Below are 19,365 nucleotides of genomic sequence, written 5' to 3'. Positions count from 1 at the left end.
GGTATCGTTCAGTCCGTCAATGCCTGCATGCCTTGCGCCGGTGTTGAAAGGCAGATTCCCATACCAACGACCGAGGAGACTTTTCCGATGCCACATTCCACCCCTGTCACCATGCCCCAGCGCCTGGCCGTCGCCGTTGCGCTGGCCTTGACGTCGCTGTGCGGCGCCGCCAGCGCGCAGACCGAGCTCGTGATCGCCACCGTGAACAACGGCCACATGATCGAGATGCAGAAGCTCAGCAAGAACTTCGAGCAGGCGAACCCCGACATCAAGCTCAAGTGGGTCACGCTCGAAGAAGGCGTGCTGCGCCAGCGCGTCACCACCGACATCGCCACCAAGGGCGGCCAGTTCGACGTGATGACCATCGGCATGTACGAGGCGCCCATCTGGGGCAAGAAGGGCTGGCTGCAGGAGCTCAAAACCGACGCCGCGTACGACGTGGACGACCTGCTGCCCGCCGTGCGGGGCGGCCTGTCCATCGACGGCAAGCTGTTCGCCGCGCCGTTCTACGGTGAAAGCTCCATGCTCATGTACCGCAAGGACCTGGCCGACAAGGCCGGCGTGCAGGTGCCCGAGCGCCCCACCTGGCCGCAGATCAAGGACCTGGCCGCCAAGATGCACGACCCCAAGAACGGCGTATACGGCATCTGCCTGCGCGGCAAGCCGGGCTGGGGCGACAACATGGCGTTCCTGACCACACTGGTCAACACCTTCGGCGGCCAGTGGTTCGACATGCAGTGGAAGCCGCAGCTCGAATCCAAGCCCTGGAAGGACGCGATCACCTTCTACGTGGACCTGCTCAAGAACTACGGCCCGCCCGGCTCGTCGGCCAACAGCTTCAACGAGATCCTGGCGCTGACCAACTCCGGCAAGTGCGGCATGTGGGTGGACGCGACCATCGCGGCATCGTTCGTGAGCGACCCCAAGCAGTCCAAGGTGGCCGACCAGATGGCCTTTGCCCAGGCGCCCACCATGAACACGCCCAAGGGCGCCAATTGGCTGTGGTCGTGGAACCTGGCCATCCCCGCCGGTTCGAAGAAGGTCGACGCCGCGCAGAAGTTCATCACCTGGTCCACCAGCAAGGACTACATCCAGCTGGTCGCCAAGACCAACGGCTGGGCCAACGTGCCCACCGGCACGCGCAAGAGCACCTACGCATCGCCTGAGTTCCAGAAGGCCGCCCGCTTTGCGGCGGCAGAGAAGGTCGCGATCGACTCGGCCAACCCGACCGATTCGACCCTGCCCAAGAGCCCGTACGTGGGCGTGCAGTTCGCGGCGATTCCGGAGTTCCAGGCCATCGGCATCGCGGTGGGCCAGCAGATGAGCGCGGCGCTGGCCGGCAAGACGACGGTGGATGCGGCGCTGAAGGCATCGCAGGTGTCGGCGGACCGCGAAATGAAGAAAGCCGGCTACTACAAGTAAGCATTCATCCGGCTACTGCGCGGCCCGATCTGGGGGTGGTGTTCCTCGCCGTACGAGAGTACGGCTGCGGTACAGCACCCCCACCTCGGACCGCTCGCTACGCCGGCTGAACGCTTACTTCTCCGATGTCGGTGGCTTCGCCGGATGCACGCCGACTCGAAGCCTGTCCTGTCGCTCTCTTCGCTCTGGCCTTCAGGGTGTGACCCCGTCCAGATTTCTCCGAGACTCCCATGAACCGCCGCCTGCTTCCCCGCCTGCTGCTCACGCCAGCCATGGCCACGCTCTTCCTGTGGATGATCGTGCCGCTGGTGATGACGATCTACTTCTCGCTCATCCGCTACAACCTCATGCAGCCCGACCAGACGGGCTTTGCGGGGCTGGAGAATTTCGAGTACTTCGTCACCGACCCATCGTTCGGCGCGGCGGTGGTCAACACCGTCTTGCTGCTGGGCAGCGTGATCCTCATCACGGTGTTCTTCGGCGTGGCGATCGCGCTGCTCATCAACGAGCCGTTTCCGGGCCGGGGCATCGTGCGGGTGCTGCTGATATCGCCGTTCTTCGTCATGCCCACGGTCAATGCGCTGATGTGGAAGAACATGATGATGAACCCCATCTACGGCGTGCTCGCGCAGGTGTGGATCTTCTTCGGCGCGGCGCCGGTGGACTGGCTCACCGAACACCCGCTGTTCTCGGTCATCGTGATGGTGTCGTGGCAATGGCTGCCGTTCGCCACGCTGATCTTCATGACGGCGCTGCAGAGCATGAACCACGAACAGCTGGAAGCGTCGCGCATGGACGGCGCCAACTACCTGCAGCAGTTGCGCTACCTGTACGTGCCGCACCTGGGCCGCTCGGTGGCCGTGGTGGTCATGATCGAACTCATCTTCCTGCTCAGCATCTTTGCCGAGATCTACACGACCACGGCCGGCGGGCCGGGCGATGCGAGCACCAACGTCACCTTCCTGATCTTCAAGCAGGCGCTGCTCAACTTCGACGCGGGCGTGGCCTCGGCCGGGGCGCTCTTCGCGGTCGTGCTGGCCAATATCGCTGCGGTGTTTTTGATCCGCATGGTCGGCAAGAACCTCGACAAATAAGACCAGAGGCACGCACATGACTGCAACCACCACACGACGCCGTTCCAACTTTCCGCTGGGCCTGCTGGCCCTGCGCACCGCTGCCGCCTGGGGCGTGGCGCTGCTGCTGTTCTTTCCGCTGGGGTGGCTGTTCCTCACGGCCTTCAAGACCGAGCTGCAGGCCATCGCGGTGCCGCCGCTGTTCGTCTTCACGCCCACGCTCGAGAACTTTCATGAAGTGCAAGAGCGCAGCGACTACCTGCTGTACGCCAAGAACTCGGTCATCACCAGCGTGCTGTCCACCCTGGTGGGGCTGATGCTGGCCGCGCCCGCGGCGTATGCCATGGCCTTCTTCAAGGGCAAGTACACCAAGGACATCCTGATGTGGATGCTCTCGACCAAGATGATGCCCGCCGTGGGCGCGCTGGTGCCCATCTACGTGCTCGCGCAAAAGAGCCACCTGCTCGACACGCAACTCGCGCTGATCATCGTGTTCGCGCTGTCCAACCTGCCCATCATGGTCTGGATGCTGTATTCGCACTTCAAGGACATCCCGCACGAGATCCTGGAGGCCGCGCGCATGGACGGCGCCACGCTGTGGCAAGAGGTGCGCCTGGTGCTGCTGCCGCTGGGCATGGGGGGCCTCGCATCCACCGGCCTCCTGTGCCTGGTGCTGTCGTGGAACGAGGCCTTCTGGAGCCTGAACCTCAGCGCCGCCAAGGCCGGCACGCTGGCCACGCTGATCGCGTCCTACTCCAGCCCCGAAGGCCTGTTCTGGGCCAAGCTGTCCGCCGCGTCGCTGATGGCCATTGCGCCCATCGTGGTGTTCGGCTGGTTCAGCCAGAAGCAGCTCGTTCAGGGCCTGACCTTCGGCGCGGTCAAGTAAATCCGCAGCCTGTCTTCCCACAGTTTTTCAAGATTTCAGGAACCCGATTCCATGGCCTACCTTCAACTGCGCGGCATCGAAAAATTCTTCGGCGAGCACCGCGCCATCAAAGGCATCGACCTCACCATCCAGCAGGGCGAGTTCATCGTCTTCGTCGGCCCGTCGGGCTGCGGCAAATCCACGCTGCTGCGGCTGATCGCGGGGCTCGAAGCCATCGACGGCGGCTCGCTCATGCTCGACGGCCGCGACATCACCGACCAGCCGTCGAGCAAGCGCGACCTGGCCATGGTGTTCCAGAGCTACGCGCTGTACCCGCACATGAGCGTGTACGAGAACATGAGCTTCGCGCTCAAGCTCGCCAAGGTCGACAAGCAGGTGATCGACGACAAGGTGCAGAACGCCGCGCGCATCCTCAACCTCACCAGCTACCTGCAGCGCACGCCCAAGGAGCTGTCGGGCGGGCAGCGCCAGCGCGTGGCCATCGGCCGCGCCATCGTGCGCGCGCCCAAGGTGTTTTTGTTCGACGAGCCGCTGTCCAACCTCGACGCCGCGCTGCGCGGCCAGACGCGGGTGGAGATCGCCAAGCTACACCGCGACCTGGGCGCCACCACCATCTACGTGACGCACGACCAGGTCGAAGCCATGACACTGGCCGACCGCGTGGTGGTGCTGCGCGACGGCGTGATCGAGCAGGTGGGCACGCCGCTGGAGCTGTACGACAAGCCCGCCAACCAGTTCGTGGCCCAGTTCATCGGCACGCCGCAGATGAACGTGGTGCCCGTGGACAAGCTGCCCCAGCCCGTGCAGCAGCAGGCCCCCACGGCCCGCGACGGCGCCGCCGTGGGCGCCATCGGCCTGCGCCCCGAGAACATCACCGTGCGCCACACCGGCGCCACGCCCGTGGGCGGCCAGGTGGACCTGATCGAAGCGCTGGGCGCCGAGACGCTGATCTACGTCAGCACGCCCGGCGGCGCGCAGTTCGTCTCGCGCCAGAACGACCGCACCGGCCTGCGTGCAGGCGATGCGGTCAGCCTGGACATCGATGCATCGCACGCGCACTGGTTCGACACCGCCGGCCGCGTCGTGGCGGGCCACGCAGCATGAGTGCCACGCCGACTTTGCAAGGGCAGGTGGCAGCGGTCACCGGCGCTGCCTCGGGCATCGGGTTCGCCAGCGCCCAGGCCATGGCCGATGCCGGCGCGCGCGTGGTGTTGATCGACCGCGACGAGGCCGCGCTGGCCAAGGCCTGTGCCGCCATCGGCCCCAGCGCCTTGCCGCTGGTGCTGGACCTGCTCGATGCCAAACAATGCGCCAGCCTGCTGCAGCGCACGTTGGCGCTCGCGGGGCAGCTCGACATCTTCCACGCCAACGCCGGGCTGTATGTGGGCGGCGACCTGGTGGACGCCGACCCCGATGCCATCGACCGCATGCTGAATTTGAACGTCAACGTGGTGATGAAGAACGTGCACAACGTGCTGCCCCACATGATCGAGCGCGGCCGGGGCGACATCATCGTCACCAGCTCGCTGGCCGCGCATTTCCCCACGCCGTGGGAGCCCGTCTACGCGTCGTCCAAGTGGGCGGTCAACTGCTTCGTGCAGACCGTGCGCCGCCAGGTCTTCAAGCACGGCATCCGCGTGGGCTCCATCTCGCCCGGGCCCGTCATCACCTCGCTGCTGGCCGACTGGCCCGCGGAAAAGCTCGCCGAGGCCAAGGCCAGCGGCAGCCTCATCGAGGCCTGCGAAGTGGCCGACGTGGTGCTCTTCATGCTCACCCGCCCGCGCGGCATGACCATCCGCGACGTCGTGATGATGCCCACGAATTTTGATCTCTGAATACCCGTCTTCACGCACCATGAATTTCATCCTGCATCTGGGCCTGGGCTCCTTCCACCGTGCCCACCAGGCCGTCTACGTCCACCAGCTGCGCCAGCAAGGTGGCACGGACTGGGCCATCGCAGGCGGCAACCTGCGCCCCGACATGGCCGACACCATCGCGGCCCTGCAGGCGCAGGGCGGCCGCTACACGCTCGAGACCGTCACGCCCCAGGGCGAGCGCAGCTACACCGTCATCGAATCCATACAGCGCGTGATCCCCTACCAGGACGACCTGGCCCCGCTGATCGCTGCGGGCGCCGACCCGGCCACGCGCATCATCAGCTTCACGGTGACCGAGGCGGGCTACTACCTCGATGCCCAGAACCAGCTCGACTGGTCCACGTTTGCCGACCTGCGCGCCGACCTCGCGGCCGTGAAAGCCGGCCAGGCGGGCCACACCATCTATGGTGGCCTCGTCAGCATCCTGCGCGCGCGCATGCGCTCGGGTGCCGGCCCCGTCACGCTGATGAACTGCGACAACCTGCGCCACAACGGCGACCGCTCGCGCAGTGGCCTGCTGCAGTTCATCGACGCACTGGGCGACGCCGAGCTCAAGGCCTGGGTCGTGCAGCACACCAGCAGCCCCAACGCCATGGTCGACCGCATCACCCCGCGCCCCACACCCGACGTGGCCGAGCGCGTGCGCGCAGCCACCGGCTGGGACGACAAGGCGGCGCTGATGGGCGAGAGCTTCATCCAGTGGGTCATCGAAGACGACTTCATCGCCGGCCGGCCCGACTGGGAGACCGTGGGCGTGGAGATGGTGCAGTCTGTGCAGGCGCATGAAGAGGCCAAGATCCGCCTCCTCAACGCCACCCACAGCTGCATTGCCTGGGCCGGCACGCTGGCGGGCTACCAGTACATCCACGAAGGCACGCACGATGCCGCCATCCGCAAGATGGCCTACGACTACGTCACCGACGATGCGATCCCCGTGTTGCTGCCATGCCCCATCGACCTGCAGGCCTACCGCGATGTGGTGCTGGACCGCTTCGGCAACCCCGCCATCGCCGACACCAACCAGCGCGTGGCCATGGACGCGTTCTCCAAGATCCCCGGCATGATCGCGCCCACCATCCGCGACAAGCTGGCGCGCGACGCACCGTTCGACAGCGTGGCCATGCTGCCCGCGCTGTTCCTGGCCTACCTGCAGCGCTGGCACGCGGGGCAGATCCCCTACACCTACCAGGACCAGGCCATGGACCCGGCCGTGGCGCACGCCATCTGCGACGCCGCAGACCCGGTCGCCGCGTTTGCCGCGGACACGGTGCTGTGGGGCGAGATGGCATCGCACCCGCGCCTGGTCGAGACGCTGCGCAGCGCCTATGCCCGCGTGCAGGCCTTTGCGGCCGGGCGTGCCGAGCCCGGGGCTTTGGTGTAAGTTGAACGCCCCGCCCACCGGAACGACGCCATGACCGTGAAGACGCCCGTCTCGCCACGCCAGACCAAGCCCGAACTGGAGCACGACTATGTGCGCTCGACCGAGCTGGGCTACGAGCCGCCGGACACCGCGGGCTTCATCCGCTGCCTGTCGCACGGGTTTCCCACGCCGCTGGCGCGCTGGCACTACCACGACGAGTACGAGCTGCACCTCATCACCGCGACGTCGGGCAAGGTGTTCGTGGGCGACTGGATCGGGCAGTTCCAGCCCGGCCACCTGGTGCTGACCGGCCCGCGCCTGCCGCACAACTGGATCAGCATGGACCTGCCCGAAGGCGGCGTGCCGCTGCGCGACCTGGTGATCCAGTTCTCGCACGCGCCGCTGGTGGCCAGCAGCGAGAGCATTCCCGAGCTGCGCGAGGTGCTGCCCCTGCTGGAGCGCGCGCGCCACGGCATCGAATTCTTCGGTATGGAGTCGCAGGCGCAAGAGCACTGGCACCGCATCAAGGCGCGCCAGGGGCTGGCCCGGTTCGGTGCGTTCTGCGAGTTCCTGAGCGACCTGGCACGCTGCACCGACTTTCGCCTGCTGTCGAGCACGCAGCTGCAAAGCGAGGACAACGATGCCCAGCTGGACCAGATCAACGCCATCGTGAGCCGCATCACCGACCACCTGGCCGAGCCGCTGGCAGCTGCCGACCTGGCGCAGGAGCTGGGCATGACGGAAAGCCGCTTCTCGCGCTTCTTCCGTCGGGCCACGGGCAACACCTTCACCGACTTCGTGAACCTGGTGCGCGTGAACCGTGCCTGCCAGCTGCTCATGGAGTCCGACCGCTACATCACCCACATCGCGTACGACGTGGGCTTCAACAACATGGCCAACTTCAACCGCCGCTTCCTGGACGTCAAGGGCATGACCCCGAGCGAGTTTCGCAAGCAAGGGGCAGGGCGGTTCGGGAAGGTGTGAGATGGGGGGGCGTTCGTCGTGCCGTCCGTGGCACGGAAGGTGGTGCAGGAAGCCCTCGATCCACACCCACCGTTCGGGCTGAGCCTGTCGAAGCCAGGGCGCACCCCGCACCGCCGCCAACCCTTCCCAGACCACGCACCCATCCGCACCCCACCATGTACCTCGGAATCGATTTGGGCACCTCCGGTGTCAAGCTCCTGCTGCTCGACGCATCGCAGACCGTGCTGGCCACGGCCGACGCCGCCGTGCCCCAGCACCGCCCGCAGCCCACCTGGAGCGAGCAGCACCCGGCCGATTGGCTCACCGCCACCGAAAGCGCTGCGGCCCAGTTGCGCGCCCAGGTGCCCGCAGCGTGGGCGCAGGTGCGCGGCATCGGCCTGTCGGGCCACATGCATGGCGCCGTGGTGCTGGGCGCGCAGGGCCAGGTGCTGCGCCCCGCCATCCTGTGGAACGACGGCCGCGCCAGCGCCGAATGCGCGCAGCTCGAAGCCGCCGTGCCCGCATCGCGCCAGATCACCGGCAACCTCGCCATGCCCGGCTTCACCGCGCCCAAGCTCCTGTGGCTGCGCACGCACGAGCCCGAGGTCTTCGCCAGGATCGAACAAGTGCTGCTGCCCAAGGACTGGCTGCGCCTGCAGCTCACCGGCACGGCGGTGAGCGACATGTCCGATGCGTCCGGCACGCTGTGGCTCGACGTGGGCCGGCGCGACTGGAGCGACACGATGCTGCAGGCCAGTGGCCTCACCCGCGCGCACATGCCTGCTCTGGCCGAAGGCAGTGCGGCCAGCGGCGTGCTGCGCGATGACGTGGCCCGGCGCTGGGGGCTGCCCCTGGGTGTGGTGGTGGCCGCCGGTGCGGGCGACAACGCCGCCAGCGCCGTGGGCGTGGGCGCGCGGCAGGCGGGGCAGGGCTTCGTGTCGCTGGGCACCTCGGGCGTGGTGTTCCGCGTGACGGACGCTTCTGCGCCCGCCACCGACCGCGCGGTGCACGCATTCGCCCACGCGCTGCCGGGGCGCTGGCACCACATGTCCGTCATGCTGAGCGCGGCCAGTGCGTTCGGCTGGGTCACCCGCCTCACCGGGCAGGCGAGCGAGGCGCACCTGTCGGCCGCCGTGGGTGCGCTGTCGGCAGCACGCCAGGCGCAGGCGCCCCTTTTCTTGCCGTACCTGAGTGGCGAGCGCACGCCGCACAACAACGCCGCCGCCACTGGCGTGTTCATGGGGCTCAGGGCCGAGCACGACGCGGCCGACCTGGCCTACGCCGTGATGGAGGGCGTGGGCTTTGGCCTGCTGGACGGCCTCAACGCCATGCGCGCCGCGCGCACGGCCTCGTCGGCCGATGCAGATAGTGCCGCCCTGGCCCTGGTGGGCGGCGGCGCCCGCAGCGACGCCTGGGCGCAAATGCTGGCCAGCGGCCTGGGTTGCGTGCTGCACCGCCCGATGGGGGCGCACGCCGCGGCTGCGCTGGGTGCCGCGCGGCTGGCGGCCATGGCCTGTGGCGGCAATGACGACAACGACGGCAACGAAGCGCATTGGTGCCAGCCGCTGCCCGCCGACGCCACCTTCACCCCGCAGGCCGCGCAGCAGGCGCTGCTGGCCGAACGCTACGCCCGCTTCGTGGCCCTGTACCCCGCGCTGCAGTCGCAGTTCTGATCGCGTCCTTGTTTGCCTTTCATTCGCCCTGCCATGTCATCTTCTGCTCCTTCCTCCTCCATGCCCGTTGATGCGCCTGCCGTCCAGGTCGCCGTGGCCGGCGAGGCCTTGATCGACCTGATCCGCAACCCCGACGGCACCTACCTGCCGTGCCTGGGCGGCGCGCTGTACAACCTGTGCCGCGCGCTGGCGCGCCAGGGCGTGGGCACGCAGTACCTCAACCCGCTGTCGCGTGACCGGTTCGGCCGCGAACTGGCGGCGCAACTGCAGGGCGACGGCGTGCACCTGGCGCAGCCCGGCCCCGTGCAGCAGGTCACCTCCTTGGCCGTGGTCAACCTCGACGCACAGGGCCACCCCGACTACGCGTTTTACCGCGACGGCGTGGCCGACCGCGCCGTGTCGGCCGATGGGCTGTCAGCCGCATGCAGCGCCTTGCCCGCGCTGCAGCTGGTGTGCACCGGCGCCCTGGCGCTGGACGCGCGAGATGCCGCCGTCTACGTGCCGTGGCTGCAGGCGCAGCGCGCTGCGGGGCACTGCGTAGTGGTCGATGCCAACCTGCGCCCCTCGGTCATGCCCGACCTGGCCGCCTACCGCGCCCAGGTGCACACGGCGCTGGCCGAGGCCGACATCATCAAGGCCAGCGACGAAGACCTGGACCACCTGCACGTGCCCGGCGCCGATGCACTGGCCCGCGCACGCCACCTGCTGGCCGCCAACCCCCGCGCCGTGCTGATGGCGCTGACCCTGGGCGGCGAGGGCGCCTGGCTGCTGCACAAGAACGGCGGCCAGTGGTTCGCCAAAGAGGCCCAGCCCCTGGCCGTGGTGGACACGGTGGGCGCGGGCGACAGCTTTCTGGCGGGCTTGCTCGCGCACCTGCTGCAGCGGTCCCGGGCGGAAGGGATGGCTGGCGTGGGCTTTGCGGCGTGGCTCAATGGCCTGTCAGCAGATGCGTGCCAGGCAGCACTGCTGCACGCCCTGGCCAGCGCCAGCCTGTGCGTGATGGAGCGCGGCTGCGTGCCGCCCAGCTGGCAGGCGGCACAGGCGCGGGCCGCGCAGCACCCGGCGCTGGTGCGGTAGCGCGCGGCGATTTCTAAAGAAAAGTGGCCCTGCCGCTGGGTGAGAAAGCGCTAGCAGCTATTAATTCAATAGCAATTCCCGCCTGCTTGAAACGGCTGCGGTCTGCCGGTCACAGCTCCTGCGCATACACGATGAAGCCGTGGTGCTTGGCCATCTTGTCGTACAGCATGCGCCCGGCCGCATTGGTCTCGTGCGTCTGCCAATACACGCGCGACGACCTGGCGGCCCGCGCTGCGGCGTACACCGCGTCGATGAGCGCCCGCCCCACGCCCCGGCCCCGCGCGGCCTCGCGGGTGAACAGGTCGCTCAGGTAGCACACGGGCTCGATGCGGGTCATGCTGCGGTGAAACACGCAGTGCGCCAGGCCCAGCAGCTCGCCGCTGGCGTCGTCCTGTGCCACCAAGCACCACATCGGCTCCGACTCGTCATGAAACCGCTGCCATGTGGTCTGGGTGATGTGCTCAGGCAGCGCGGAGGCGCCAAAGCGGCCGTAGAACCCGTTGTAGCCGTCCCAGAGCGGGCGCCAGGCGGCGTAGTCGGTGGGCTGGACGGGCCGCACGGAAACAGCGGAAGTCATAGCCTGCATGTCTGTCTGTGTAAGGTCCGGCAATTGTGTATTCGAGATTCGGGGGCGGGGTAGCAAGGCTTGAGCAATTGATCAGCAGGAATCGCTGGCTGGCTAGTTTGGAGCAGCGCTACCGCGATTAAGCATCTTCTGGATTGGTTTTCAATAAGCTAATTTTATAGGCCGCTCCGCAGGGAGTGCAATCAACTGATTTGTTGGGGTGGTGTATTATGCGCGAGGCCGTCTATGTAGATAGCTCAGCGGCCTGAGGGATGAAATTATTTCAATAATATTTCGTTGGTTGTGTATTGATATAAATTATAAAGAATATGATTGTAATTCCTGTTTCCTATAGGGTGACTTTTGTTTGTGCTGGTTTGTTTTTTTGCGATTTTCCTGCTTTGGCTTGGCTCATTTCATGCCATCCGAGTAGAAATCGTCGGTACTTTGATTTTCATTCTTTTTGTTCCTGCGTTTTGCATTGGTTGGCTGACAGGTGGAGGAAGAAAGCAGGTGGCTCGCTGGAAAATTGCTTTCGGTTACAGTATTGTCGTGGTGTTGCTTATTATTCTGCTGGGTTTCAAAAGCATTGCGAATCTCTTGAAGGTGCCGTCTGCGGGCGATGTTCGGCCCTCTGGAGAGAAGATAGCGACGACGGCGGAAATCGACAAGCAGTTAGCGGAAAGCGCGGAGAAAAATAGCAAAACCTTGCCAAGAATGCTTGATCCAGAAATCCGTTTGGATAGAAATGTCACAAAACCTGGTAAGCTTGTTTACTATTTTTATACTTTGATGAATATTAAATCGCCAGGGCTGGACCCCGACAGAGTCGCGAAGTTACTCCGTCCCCACCATCTGGAAGATTTTTGCAGTGCTCCGGAGATGCGCATCTTTCGTGAACATGACGTGAAAATGGAACACATCTACAGCGGCTCTGATGGTATACAGATAGCACGCATCCAGATTTCGCCAGCCGATTGCACAAGCAAGGCAGGGGGTTGAGTGCCACAGGTGTCGTGCACTGCAAGCCAGTAGGCGGTGCGAGAGGTTCCGCCTGCGCAGTGGGAGCGCACTACGCGCGCCCTCGTTTCGCTTTCTATGCCTGTAGCACCCGCCCCGGGTTCATGATCCCCTGCGGGTCCAGCGCCGTCTTGATGGCGCGCATCATGCCCAGCGCCACCGGCGACTGGTACTTGGCCAGCTTGTCGGCCTTGAGTTCGCCGATGCCGTGCTCGGCCGAGAACGAGCCGCCGAACTCCGCCACGGCTTCGTAGACCAGGTGGTTCACCTGCGCCTCGTGGTCGCGCAGGAAGGCCTTGGTGTCGCCCTCGGCCGGGGCCTGCACGTTGTAGTGCAGGTTGCCGTCGCCCAGGTGGCCGAAGTTGACCAGGCGCACGCCCGGGATCTCGCGCTGCAGCACCGCGTCGGTGTGCGCCACGAACGCGGGGATGCGCGAGATCTGCACCGAGATGTCGTGCTTGATGTTCAGGCCCTCTTCGGCCTGGGCGAGCGGAATGTTCTCGCGGATGTGCCAGAGCTGGTTCGCCTGCGTGAGGTTCTCGGCCACCACGGCGTCTGCCACGCAGCCTGCTTCGAACGCGGTTTCCAGCAGCGATTCGAAGCGGCCGCGCGCGTGTTCTTCGGATTCGCTGTCGGAGTTTTCGAGCAGCACGCACCAGGGTGCGTTCTCGTCCCCGAGGAAGGGCACGCGCAGCTGCGGCATGTGCTTGCCCACCAGGCTGAGCGCGAACTGGCCCATCACCTCGAAGCCGGTCAGGCCCGCACCCAGCTGCTTGTGTGCCAGGCCCAGCAGCTCGACCGCGTGCTCCATCGACGGCACGGCAGCCCAGGCGGTAAGGCGTGCGGCGGGTGCGGGGTACAGCTTGAGCGTGGCGGCGGTGATGATGCCCAGCGTGCCTTCGCTGCCGATGAACAGGTCGCGCAGGTCGTAGCCGGTGTTGTCCTTGCGCAGGCCCTTGAGGCCGTCCCACACCTCGCCCTGCGGGGTGACGACTTCCAGGCCCAGGCACAGCTCGCGGGCGTTGCCGTAGCGCACCACCTGCGTGCCGCCGGCATTGGTGCCCAGGTTGCCGCCGATGGTGCAGCTGCCCTCGGCCGCGAGCGACAGCGGGAACAGCACGCCCGCCTTCTCGGCCACGTCCTGCAGGTTCTGCAGGATGCAGCCAGCCTCCACCGTCATGGTGAGGTTGTCGGTGTCCACGCTGCGCACCGCGTTCATGCGGGTGAGGCTCAGCACGATCTGCGTGCCCGAACCGTCGGGCGTGGAGCCCACGGCCAGGCCGGTGTTGCCGCCCTGCGGGACGATTGCCGTGCCGCTGGCGGCGCAGGCCTGGACCACGGCGGCCACTTCGGGCGTGCTGGCGGGGCGCACCACGGCCAGGGCCTTGCCGCGCACACGGCGGCGCCAGTCCTGCTCCCAGGCGGTGAGGTCGCCTTCGGTGATCACATGGGCGGGGCCGACGATGGCGCGCAGGGTGTCAAGTAACGTGGTCATGGCAGAGCTTCTTCAAGAATCAGGAACAGGAGGGCCGCTCGCGGGGTCAGGCGGCGGCTGCCGCAGCGGCCTTTGCATTGCGCTGACGCAGCCGCACGTGCAGTGTGCAGGCGGTGAACAACACCAGGCACAGCGCCACCTCGGCCCAGGCGAGCCACTGCGACGGTGGCTTGTCGCTCCAGCCGCGCACCACGCCTTCGGTGAAGTACAGCCAGATCACCAGGCTGACCCAGCGGTAGGTGTACATGCGGTTCTTGAGCACGCCGGCGAGCGGGATGCACAGCGGCAGCGCCTTGAGCGCCAGCCACGAGCCGCCGGGGCGCAGCGGTGCCAGCACCAGCTCCCAGGCCAGGCACAGCGCGATCAGCCCCAGCAGGCAGCCGGTGGCCACCCAGCGCGTGGCGGCCACGGCGTTGTCGGCGGGAGGCGCGGGCACGGGAGCGGCGGCAGGAGCGGCGGGATCGGCGGGGGTAGAGGGGTTAGCGGGGGAGGGGGTCATTGGGGTGGCATCATATCGGCCATGCCCTTTTCCTTACAGGCAGTAGCGTCGCGCACCGAAGCGCTGATGACCGAGCTGTCGCACTTTCCCTGGCGGACCACCGCGCAGACCCTGCGCGAGCGGTTCCGCGAAGACCACCTGGGCCTGACCGCCAGCAGCCTGACCTTCACCACCATTTTGGCGCTGGTGCCGTTCTTCACCGTGGCGCTGGCGGTGTTCACCGCGTTCCCCATCTTCGGCAAGCTGCAGGACGCGCTGCAGGGCTGGCTGGTCACGAGCCTGGTGCCCGACAGCATCTCGCGCCAAGTGCTGGGCTACCTGAACCAGTTCGCCGCCAAGGCCAGCGGGCTGGGGGTGGCGGGTTTCTCGATCCTGCTGGCCACGGCGCTGGCGCTGATCCTCACCATCGACCGCACGCTCAACGACATCTGGCGGGTGCAGCGGCTGCGGCCGCTGGGCCAGCGGGTGCTGATCTACTGGGCGGCCATCACGCTGGGCCCGCTGCTGATGGGCGCGAGCCTGGCGGTCACGTCGTATGTGATGTCGGCCTCTGGCGGGCTGGTGCGGCGCCTGCCGGACGGGGTGCAGCTGCTGTTCGACTCCATCCAGTTCGTGGTGCTGGCAGGCGGCATGGCGTCGCTGTACCACTATGTGCCCAACACGCCGGTGAAGTGGCGGCACGCGTGGACGGGCGGCTTCTTCGTGTCGGTGTGCATCGAGCTCGCCAAAAAGGTGCTGGCGCTGTACCTGGGCAGCGTACCGACGTACTCGGTGGTGTACGGCGCATTTGCCACGCTGCCCATCTTGCTGGTGTGGATCTACGTGGCCTGGGTCATCGTGCTGCTGGGGGCGGTGGTGACGGCCTACCTGCCCAGCCTTCTGGCCGGCGTGGCGCGGCGGGCCACGGTGGCGGGGTGGAATTTTCAGCTGGCCATCGAGGTGCTGCAGGAGCTGCACCGCGCGCGCAGCCAGCCGATCAAGGGCCTGCGGCCGAGCCAGCTGGCGCAGCTGCTGCGGGTGGACGTGCTGCAGCTCGAGCCCGTGCTGGAGGCGCTGACCGCGCTGGACTGGGTGGGCGAGCTGACCGAGGCCGCCGTGAGCGCGTCGGACGTGCCCGAGCCGCGCTGGGTGCTGCTGGCCGACCCCGCCCACACCCTGCTGGCCCCCTTGGCCGAAAGGCTGCTGATCGAGCGCGCGCCGAGTCTGGCGCCATTGTGGGAGCGCTCGGGGCTGGACCGGATGCGCATGGCAGACGTGCTGGGGGATGCAGCGGCCGATGCGGTGGTGGCAGCGCTGACCGCGCCGGCGCCACGTCCTTTTCAGTCGTTTGCTATCAAATAAATAGCTGGTGACGCTCTATGGACGAGCGGCAGGGGCTGTTTTGATGCTTCACAATGGCACCTTGCCCGTCCAGATGTCCTTGTACATCACCCAGTCGCCCATGAAGCTGTAGAGCGGCCGCTTGAAGCTGGCGGGCTTGTTCTTCTCGAAACCAAAATGCCCGATCCACGCAAACCCGTAGCCGCACAGCAGGCCGTACAGCAGGTACTGGGGCTGGCCTGTGACCACCAGCGCGGCCAGAAACGCCAGGCTGAGCGTGGAGCCCACGAAGTGCAGGCGCCGGCAGGTGCGGTTGCTGTGCTCGCTGAGGTAGAAGGGGTAGAACTGCGCAAAGCTCTTGATGCTGCGCGGGTCGGTGCCGGCCGCGGGGGCGGGCGTGGGTGCCGGCGTGGCTTCAGGCGTAGCTTCAGGCGTAGGTGTGGGGGCGCTGACATGCATGGTTGTCTCCTGGTGGTGGTCCACGGCCTGTCACCGACGCTCTTGCGCAATCGCTGCAGGCTCTGTGCGCTTTATACGCCTGCGCGCCCGCCGGCGGGTGCCGCCTTGGAGACGCGGGCAGGGCCGCGATCAAGCGCTGGCTGGCCGGTCCCACGCTGTCCGTCCACAACAACACCACTTCCAGGTTTGGAGCGAATGTCTTGAATGCCGCCCGATGACCAACAGCTTGCCCGCCGACTCCGTGCCTTCCCATCCGCCTGCCAGTGCCTTCGCATCCCAAGACGCTGGCAGCACCGTCCAACCCAGCCCTGCCCCCCGCATCTCTGTGGACCACGGCCCCCACCGCGAGCACGCCATCGACGCGCTGCGCGGCTTTGCGCTCCTGGGCATCCTCATCGTCAACTCGGGCAGCTTCGCGTCCACCTACTTTGGCCTGGGCGTGTTCGAGCCCGCGTTCTCCCGGCCTGTGGACCACGTCACGCGCTGGCTGGTGAGCTTCTTCTTCGAGACCAAGTTCTACCTGTTGTTCTCGCTGCTGTTCGGCTACAGCTTTGCGCTGCAGATGGAGTCGGCGGAGCGCAGCGGCGCCGCGTTCGGGCCGCGCATGCTGCGCCGCCTGCTGGGCCTTGGGCTGCTGGGCGTGGCGCATGCGTGGCTGCTCTATGCGGGCGACATCCTGGTGACGTATGCCGTGCTGGGTTTGATGCTGCTGGCGCTGCACAAGCTGCGGCCGGGCACGGCGGTGGCGCTCGCCTTGGCGCTGCTCGCGCTGGTGTCGGCGAGCTGGGGGTTGATCGCCTGGGGCTTTGCGCAGGCGCCCATGGCAGAGGTGCCGCTGGCAGAGCTGCAGGCCAAGGCGCAACTGGCGGCCGATGCCTACCGTGCCAGCGCGCTGGACGCCATGGCTCAGCGGGGGCGCGACATGGCCGACGGCGTGTGGTTCGTGCTGGTGTTCGTGCAGGGGCCGTGCGCGCTGGCGATGTTTTTGCTGGGGCTGGCGGCGCGGCGCTCGGGGTATCTGGCCGCCGTGGCGCAGCAGCCTGCGCGGCTTGTGCGCTGGATGGTGTGCTGTTTGCCCATCGGGTTGGCGGGGGCTTTCGTGTATGCCTGGGGACAAGGCAGCGGCACCCGCCAGAGCGACCATGTGTCGGCCGCTGCGCTCGCGGTCGATCTGGCCACCTCGCCTTTCCTCAGCCTGGGCTATGCGGCTGCGCTGCTGTGGGCGCTGCAGCGCGGGCCTCTGGGCCGGCGGCTGGGCGCAGCCCTGGCGCCCGCCGGCCGCATGGCGCTGTCGAACTACCTGCTGCAGTCGGTGGTGGGCGCCGTGGTGTTCACAGCCTATGGCCTCGCGCTGGTGGGGCGGGTGTCGCCGCTGGTGGTGCTGCTGGGCTGCGTGGCGCTGTACGCGGCGCAGCTGGCCATCAGTCGCCGCTGGATGGCCGGGCACGCCTACGGGCCGGTGGAGTGGGGCCTGCGCGCAGTCACCCTGCTGCGCAGGCCCGCGTGGCGGCGTGAGGGCCCGCAGGGGCCGTGACGGCTACTTCACGAGAAAGTCGCGGATCGCCATCAGCGTCTCGTCGGGCGCCTCGCTCATCTGGTTGTGGCCCACGGGCAGGCTGGTGGTCTGCACCGCCTTGCCGGCGGCGCGCGCGGCGGCCACCAGGCCCTGGGCGGCCTTGGGCGCGGTCATCTGGTCCTGCGCGCCCAGGGCGAACAGCACCGGGCACTGCACGGCCGCAATGGCCTGCTCGCCGTTGGCATAGCTGTCACACGCCACGAAGCCGCGGTGGAACACGTTGACGGCAGTGTTGCTGCGCAGCACCTTGCGGCCCAGCGCCATGCCCGCGTTGTAGACCCAGAAGCCCGCGCCCGACGGCGGCGCCAGCGTGCTGCGCGAGAACACGTTGACCATGCGCAGCGCCTTCTCGGGTTCGTTCAGCGCGGCGTCGATCAGCGCGGGCGACACCTTCATCGGGTAGGCCGTGCCCACCAGCACCAGGTGGCTCACGCGCGTGCCCAGGCGGGCTGCGGCCTCCAGCGCGATCAGCGAGCCGAAGCTGTGGCCCACCAGCGCCGCGCGCTGCAGGCCCGCCGCATCGAGCAGGGCGGCGATGAAGTCCGCGCCGGCCTCCACGCTGGCCGGCGCCTCGCCGGCGCTGCGGCAGTGGCCGGGCAGGTCCACCGCCAGCACGTTCCAGCCATGGTGGGCCATGTAGCGGCTTTGCAGGGCCCACACGCTGTGGTCGTTCAACACGCCGTGGATGAACACCACGGTGGGCTTGGCGGCGTCGAAGGGTTTGCCGCCGGTGTAGCAGTAGGTGGTGCTGCCGTTGACTTGGATCTGCATGGTGTTCAGGCCCCCGCTTTTTCTGCGGCCTTGAGCGCGCGCTTCAAATCGTCGATCAGGTCGTCGGCATCTTCGAGGCCGATGGACAGGCGGATCGTGCCCTGCGTGATGCCGGCGTTCACCAGCGCCTCGTCGCTCATCCGGAAGTGCGTGGTGCTGGCCGGGTGGATCACCAGGCTGCGGCAGTCGCCCACGTTGGCCAGATGGCTGAAGACCTTGAGCGTCTCGATGAACTTCTTGCCCTGCTCGCGGTTGCCCTTGAGGTCGAAGCTGAACACCGAGCCCGCGCCTCGCGGCAGCAGCTTTTGCGCCAGGGCGTGGCTTGCATGCGACTCCAGCATGGGGTGGCCCACGCGCGAGACGAAGGGTTGGCCAGCCAGGAACTCGACCACGCGCGCGGTATTGCGCATGTGCCGCTCCATGCGCAGCGGCAGGGTCTCGATGCCCTGCAGGATGAGCCAGGCGGTGTGCGGGCTCATGCACGCTCCGAAGTCGCGCAGCCCCTCGCGCCGCGCGCGCAGCAGGAACGCGCCCACCGAGCTTTCCTCGCTGAACACCATGTTGTGAAAGCCCGCGTAGGGCGCGGTGAGTTCGGCGAACTTGCCCGCCGAGCGCGGGCCGTCCCAGTCGAAGCTGCCGCCATCGACCACGATGCCGCCCACCACCGTGCCGTGGCCCGACAGGAATTTGGTGGCCGAGTGGTAGACCAGGTCGGCGCCCAGCTCCAGCGGCTTCATGAGCCAGGGCGAGGTGAGGGTCGAGTCCACCAGCAGCGGCACGCCCGCCTCGTGCGCGATCGCGCTGATGGTGGGGATGTCCAGCACATCGAGGCCCGGGTTGCCCACCGTCTCGCCGAAGAAGAGCTTGGTGTTGGGCCGCACGGCGGCGCGCCAGCCGTCGATGTCGCCGGGCTTGACGAAGGTGGTGTCGATGCCGAAGCGCGACAGCGTGTAGTGCAGCAGGTTCTGCGACCCACCGTACAGCGCCGTGCTGGCCACGATGTGGCTGCCCGCACCCATCAGCGTGCAGATGGCCAGGTGCAACGCCGCCTGCCCGCTGGCGGTGGCAATCGCCCCCACGCCGCCTTCCAGGGCCGAGACGCGCTGCTCGAGCACCGCATTGGTGGGGTTGCTGATGCGGCTGTAGACGTGGCCGGGCCGCTCCAGGTTGAAGAGCGAGGCCGCGTGGTCGCTCGACTCGAACACGAACGACGTGGTCAGGTGGATGGGCACGGCGCGTGCGCCGGTGGCGGGGTCGGGCGTGGCGCCAGCGTGCAGCGCAAGCGTGTCGAAGCCGGGGTCGGAGTAGCCGGGCATGTGGTTTGTCTCC

At 67.3% G+C, this 19,365-nt stretch carries 18 protein-coding genes; 12 read left to right on the top strand and 6 right to left on the bottom strand.

Annotated features, from left to right (window positions below):
* Nucleotides 1-87: 87 nt before the first annotated feature.
* The 9 genes from ASG27_RS25490 to ASG27_RS25450 all read left to right on the top strand — a co-directional run bounded on the left by ASG27_RS25490 (nt 88) and on the right by ASG27_RS25450 (nt 10,331).
* Nucleotides 88-1,422, top strand: a complete 1,335-nt coding sequence (locus tag ASG27_RS25490; protein WP_056413437.1) for an ABC transporter substrate-binding protein — start codon at nt 88-90, stop codon at nt 1,420-1,422.
* A gap of 230 nt (nt 1,423-1,652) precedes the next feature.
* Nucleotides 1,653-2,516: a carbohydrate ABC transporter permease gene (locus tag ASG27_RS25485; protein WP_056413435.1), complete on the top strand. Its 864-nt coding sequence runs from the start codon at nt 1,653-1,655 to the stop codon at nt 2,514-2,516.
* Between the two features lie 16 nt (nt 2,517-2,532).
* The gene (locus tag ASG27_RS25480; RefSeq protein WP_056163515.1) at nt 2,533-3,381 is read left to right on the top strand and encodes a carbohydrate ABC transporter permease; all 849 of its coding nucleotides are present in this window, start codon (nt 2,533-2,535) and stop codon (nt 3,379-3,381) included.
* Between the two features lie 51 nt (nt 3,382-3,432).
* Nucleotides 3,433-4,485 (top strand): ABC transporter ATP-binding protein, encoded by a 1,053-nt coding sequence (locus ASG27_RS25475; protein WP_056163517.1) that lies wholly within the window; start codon nt 3,433-3,435, stop codon nt 4,483-4,485.
* Nucleotides 4,482-5,216: an SDR family oxidoreductase gene (locus ASG27_RS25470; protein WP_056413431.1), complete on the top strand. Its 735-nt coding sequence runs from the start codon at nt 4,482-4,484 to the stop codon at nt 5,214-5,216. Before ASG27_RS25475 ends, ASG27_RS25470 begins: the two co-directional genes overlap by 4 nt.
* Nucleotides 5,217-5,235: 19 nt before the next feature.
* Nucleotides 5,236-6,639, top strand: coding sequence for a D-arabinitol 4-dehydrogenase (gene dalD / locus ASG27_RS25465; protein WP_056413428.1), 1,404 nt, complete (start codon nt 5,236-5,238; stop codon nt 6,637-6,639).
* A 30-nt stretch (nt 6,640-6,669) separates the two neighbouring features.
* Nucleotides 6,670-7,602 carry an AraC family transcriptional regulator gene (locus ASG27_RS25460; RefSeq protein WP_056163527.1) on the top strand — a complete coding sequence of 311 codons (933 nt, stop codon included), beginning with the start codon at nt 6,670-6,672 and terminating at the stop codon, nt 7,600-7,602.
* Nucleotides 7,603-7,757: 155 nt separating this feature from the next.
* On the top strand, nt 7,758-9,254 hold the full coding sequence (xylB, locus tag ASG27_RS25455; protein WP_056413425.1) for a xylulokinase: 1,497 nt from the start codon (nt 7,758-7,760) through the stop codon (nt 9,252-9,254).
* Between the two features lie 33 nt (nt 9,255-9,287).
* Nucleotides 9,288-10,331 carry a PfkB family carbohydrate kinase gene (locus ASG27_RS25450; protein WP_235503947.1) on the top strand — a complete coding sequence of 348 codons (1,044 nt, stop codon included), beginning with the start codon at nt 9,288-9,290 and terminating at the stop codon, nt 10,329-10,331.
* A gap of 109 nt (nt 10,332-10,440) precedes the next feature.
* On the opposite strand, the gene ASG27_RS25445 is transcribed toward ASG27_RS25450, so the two are convergent.
* Nucleotides 10,441-10,908 (bottom strand): GNAT family N-acetyltransferase, encoded by a 468-nt coding sequence (locus ASG27_RS25445; RefSeq protein WP_056413420.1) that lies wholly within the window; start codon nt 10,906-10,908, stop codon nt 10,441-10,443.
* A gap of 351 nt (nt 10,909-11,259) precedes the next feature.
* On the opposite strand from ASG27_RS25445, the gene ASG27_RS27095 reads away from it, so the two are divergent.
* Nucleotides 11,260-11,898, top strand: coding sequence for a hypothetical protein (locus ASG27_RS27095; protein ID WP_156371497.1), 639 nt, complete (start codon nt 11,260-11,262; stop codon nt 11,896-11,898).
* Between the two features lie 94 nt (nt 11,899-11,992).
* On the opposite strand, the gene ASG27_RS25440 is transcribed toward ASG27_RS27095, so the two are convergent.
* Together ASG27_RS25440 and ASG27_RS25435 are read right to left on the bottom strand one after the other, a co-directional pair.
* Nucleotides 11,993-13,411, bottom strand: a complete 1,419-nt coding sequence (locus ASG27_RS25440) for an FAD-binding oxidoreductase (RefSeq protein WP_056413417.1) — start codon at nt 13,409-13,411, stop codon at nt 11,993-11,995.
* Between the two features lie 46 nt (nt 13,412-13,457).
* Entirely contained in the window at nt 13,458-13,910 is a 453-nt protein-coding gene (locus ASG27_RS25435; protein ID WP_056413414.1) for a DUF2069 domain-containing protein, read from the bottom strand.
* 21 nt (nt 13,911-13,931) lie between these two features.
* On the opposite strand from ASG27_RS25435, the gene ASG27_RS25430 reads away from it, so the two are divergent.
* Entirely contained in the window at nt 13,932-15,251 is a 1,320-nt protein-coding gene (locus ASG27_RS25430) for a YihY family inner membrane protein (protein ID WP_082493135.1), read from the top strand.
* A 48-nt stretch (nt 15,252-15,299) separates the two neighbouring features.
* Here ASG27_RS25430 and ASG27_RS25425 read toward each other — a convergent pair whose 3' ends face one another.
* Nucleotides 15,300-15,689: a DUF962 domain-containing protein gene (locus tag ASG27_RS25425; protein WP_056413519.1), complete on the bottom strand. Its 390-nt coding sequence runs from the start codon at nt 15,687-15,689 to the stop codon at nt 15,300-15,302.
* A 214-nt stretch (nt 15,690-15,903) separates the two neighbouring features.
* Between ASG27_RS25425 and ASG27_RS25420 the strand changes: the two genes are divergently transcribed.
* A complete protein-coding gene (locus ASG27_RS25420; RefSeq protein ID WP_082485779.1) occupies nt 15,904-17,223 on the top strand; it encodes a DUF418 domain-containing protein in 1,320 nt (439 codons plus the stop codon).
* A gap of 3 nt (nt 17,224-17,226) precedes the next feature.
* Here ASG27_RS25420 and ASG27_RS25415 read toward each other — a convergent pair whose 3' ends face one another.
* Both ASG27_RS25415 and ASG27_RS25410 read right to left on the bottom strand, forming a co-directional pair.
* The gene (locus ASG27_RS25415; protein WP_056413408.1) at nt 17,227-18,036 is read right to left on the bottom strand and encodes an alpha/beta fold hydrolase; all 810 of its coding nucleotides are present in this window, start codon (nt 18,034-18,036) and stop codon (nt 17,227-17,229) included.
* A 5-nt stretch (nt 18,037-18,041) separates the two neighbouring features.
* Nucleotides 18,042-19,352 (bottom strand): O-acetylhomoserine aminocarboxypropyltransferase, encoded by a 1,311-nt coding sequence (locus tag ASG27_RS25410; protein WP_056413406.1) that lies wholly within the window; start codon nt 19,350-19,352, stop codon nt 18,042-18,044.
* Between the last annotated feature and the right edge of the window lie 13 nt (nt 19,353-19,365).

Source organism: Acidovorax sp. Leaf191, from assembly GCF_001424425.1.
Lineage (GTDB): Bacteria > Pseudomonadota > Gammaproteobacteria > Burkholderiales > Burkholderiaceae_C > Acidovorax.
The sequence above is the reverse complement of the archived record's forward strand: the minus strand, read 5'-3'. Positions and strand labels throughout refer to the sequence as shown.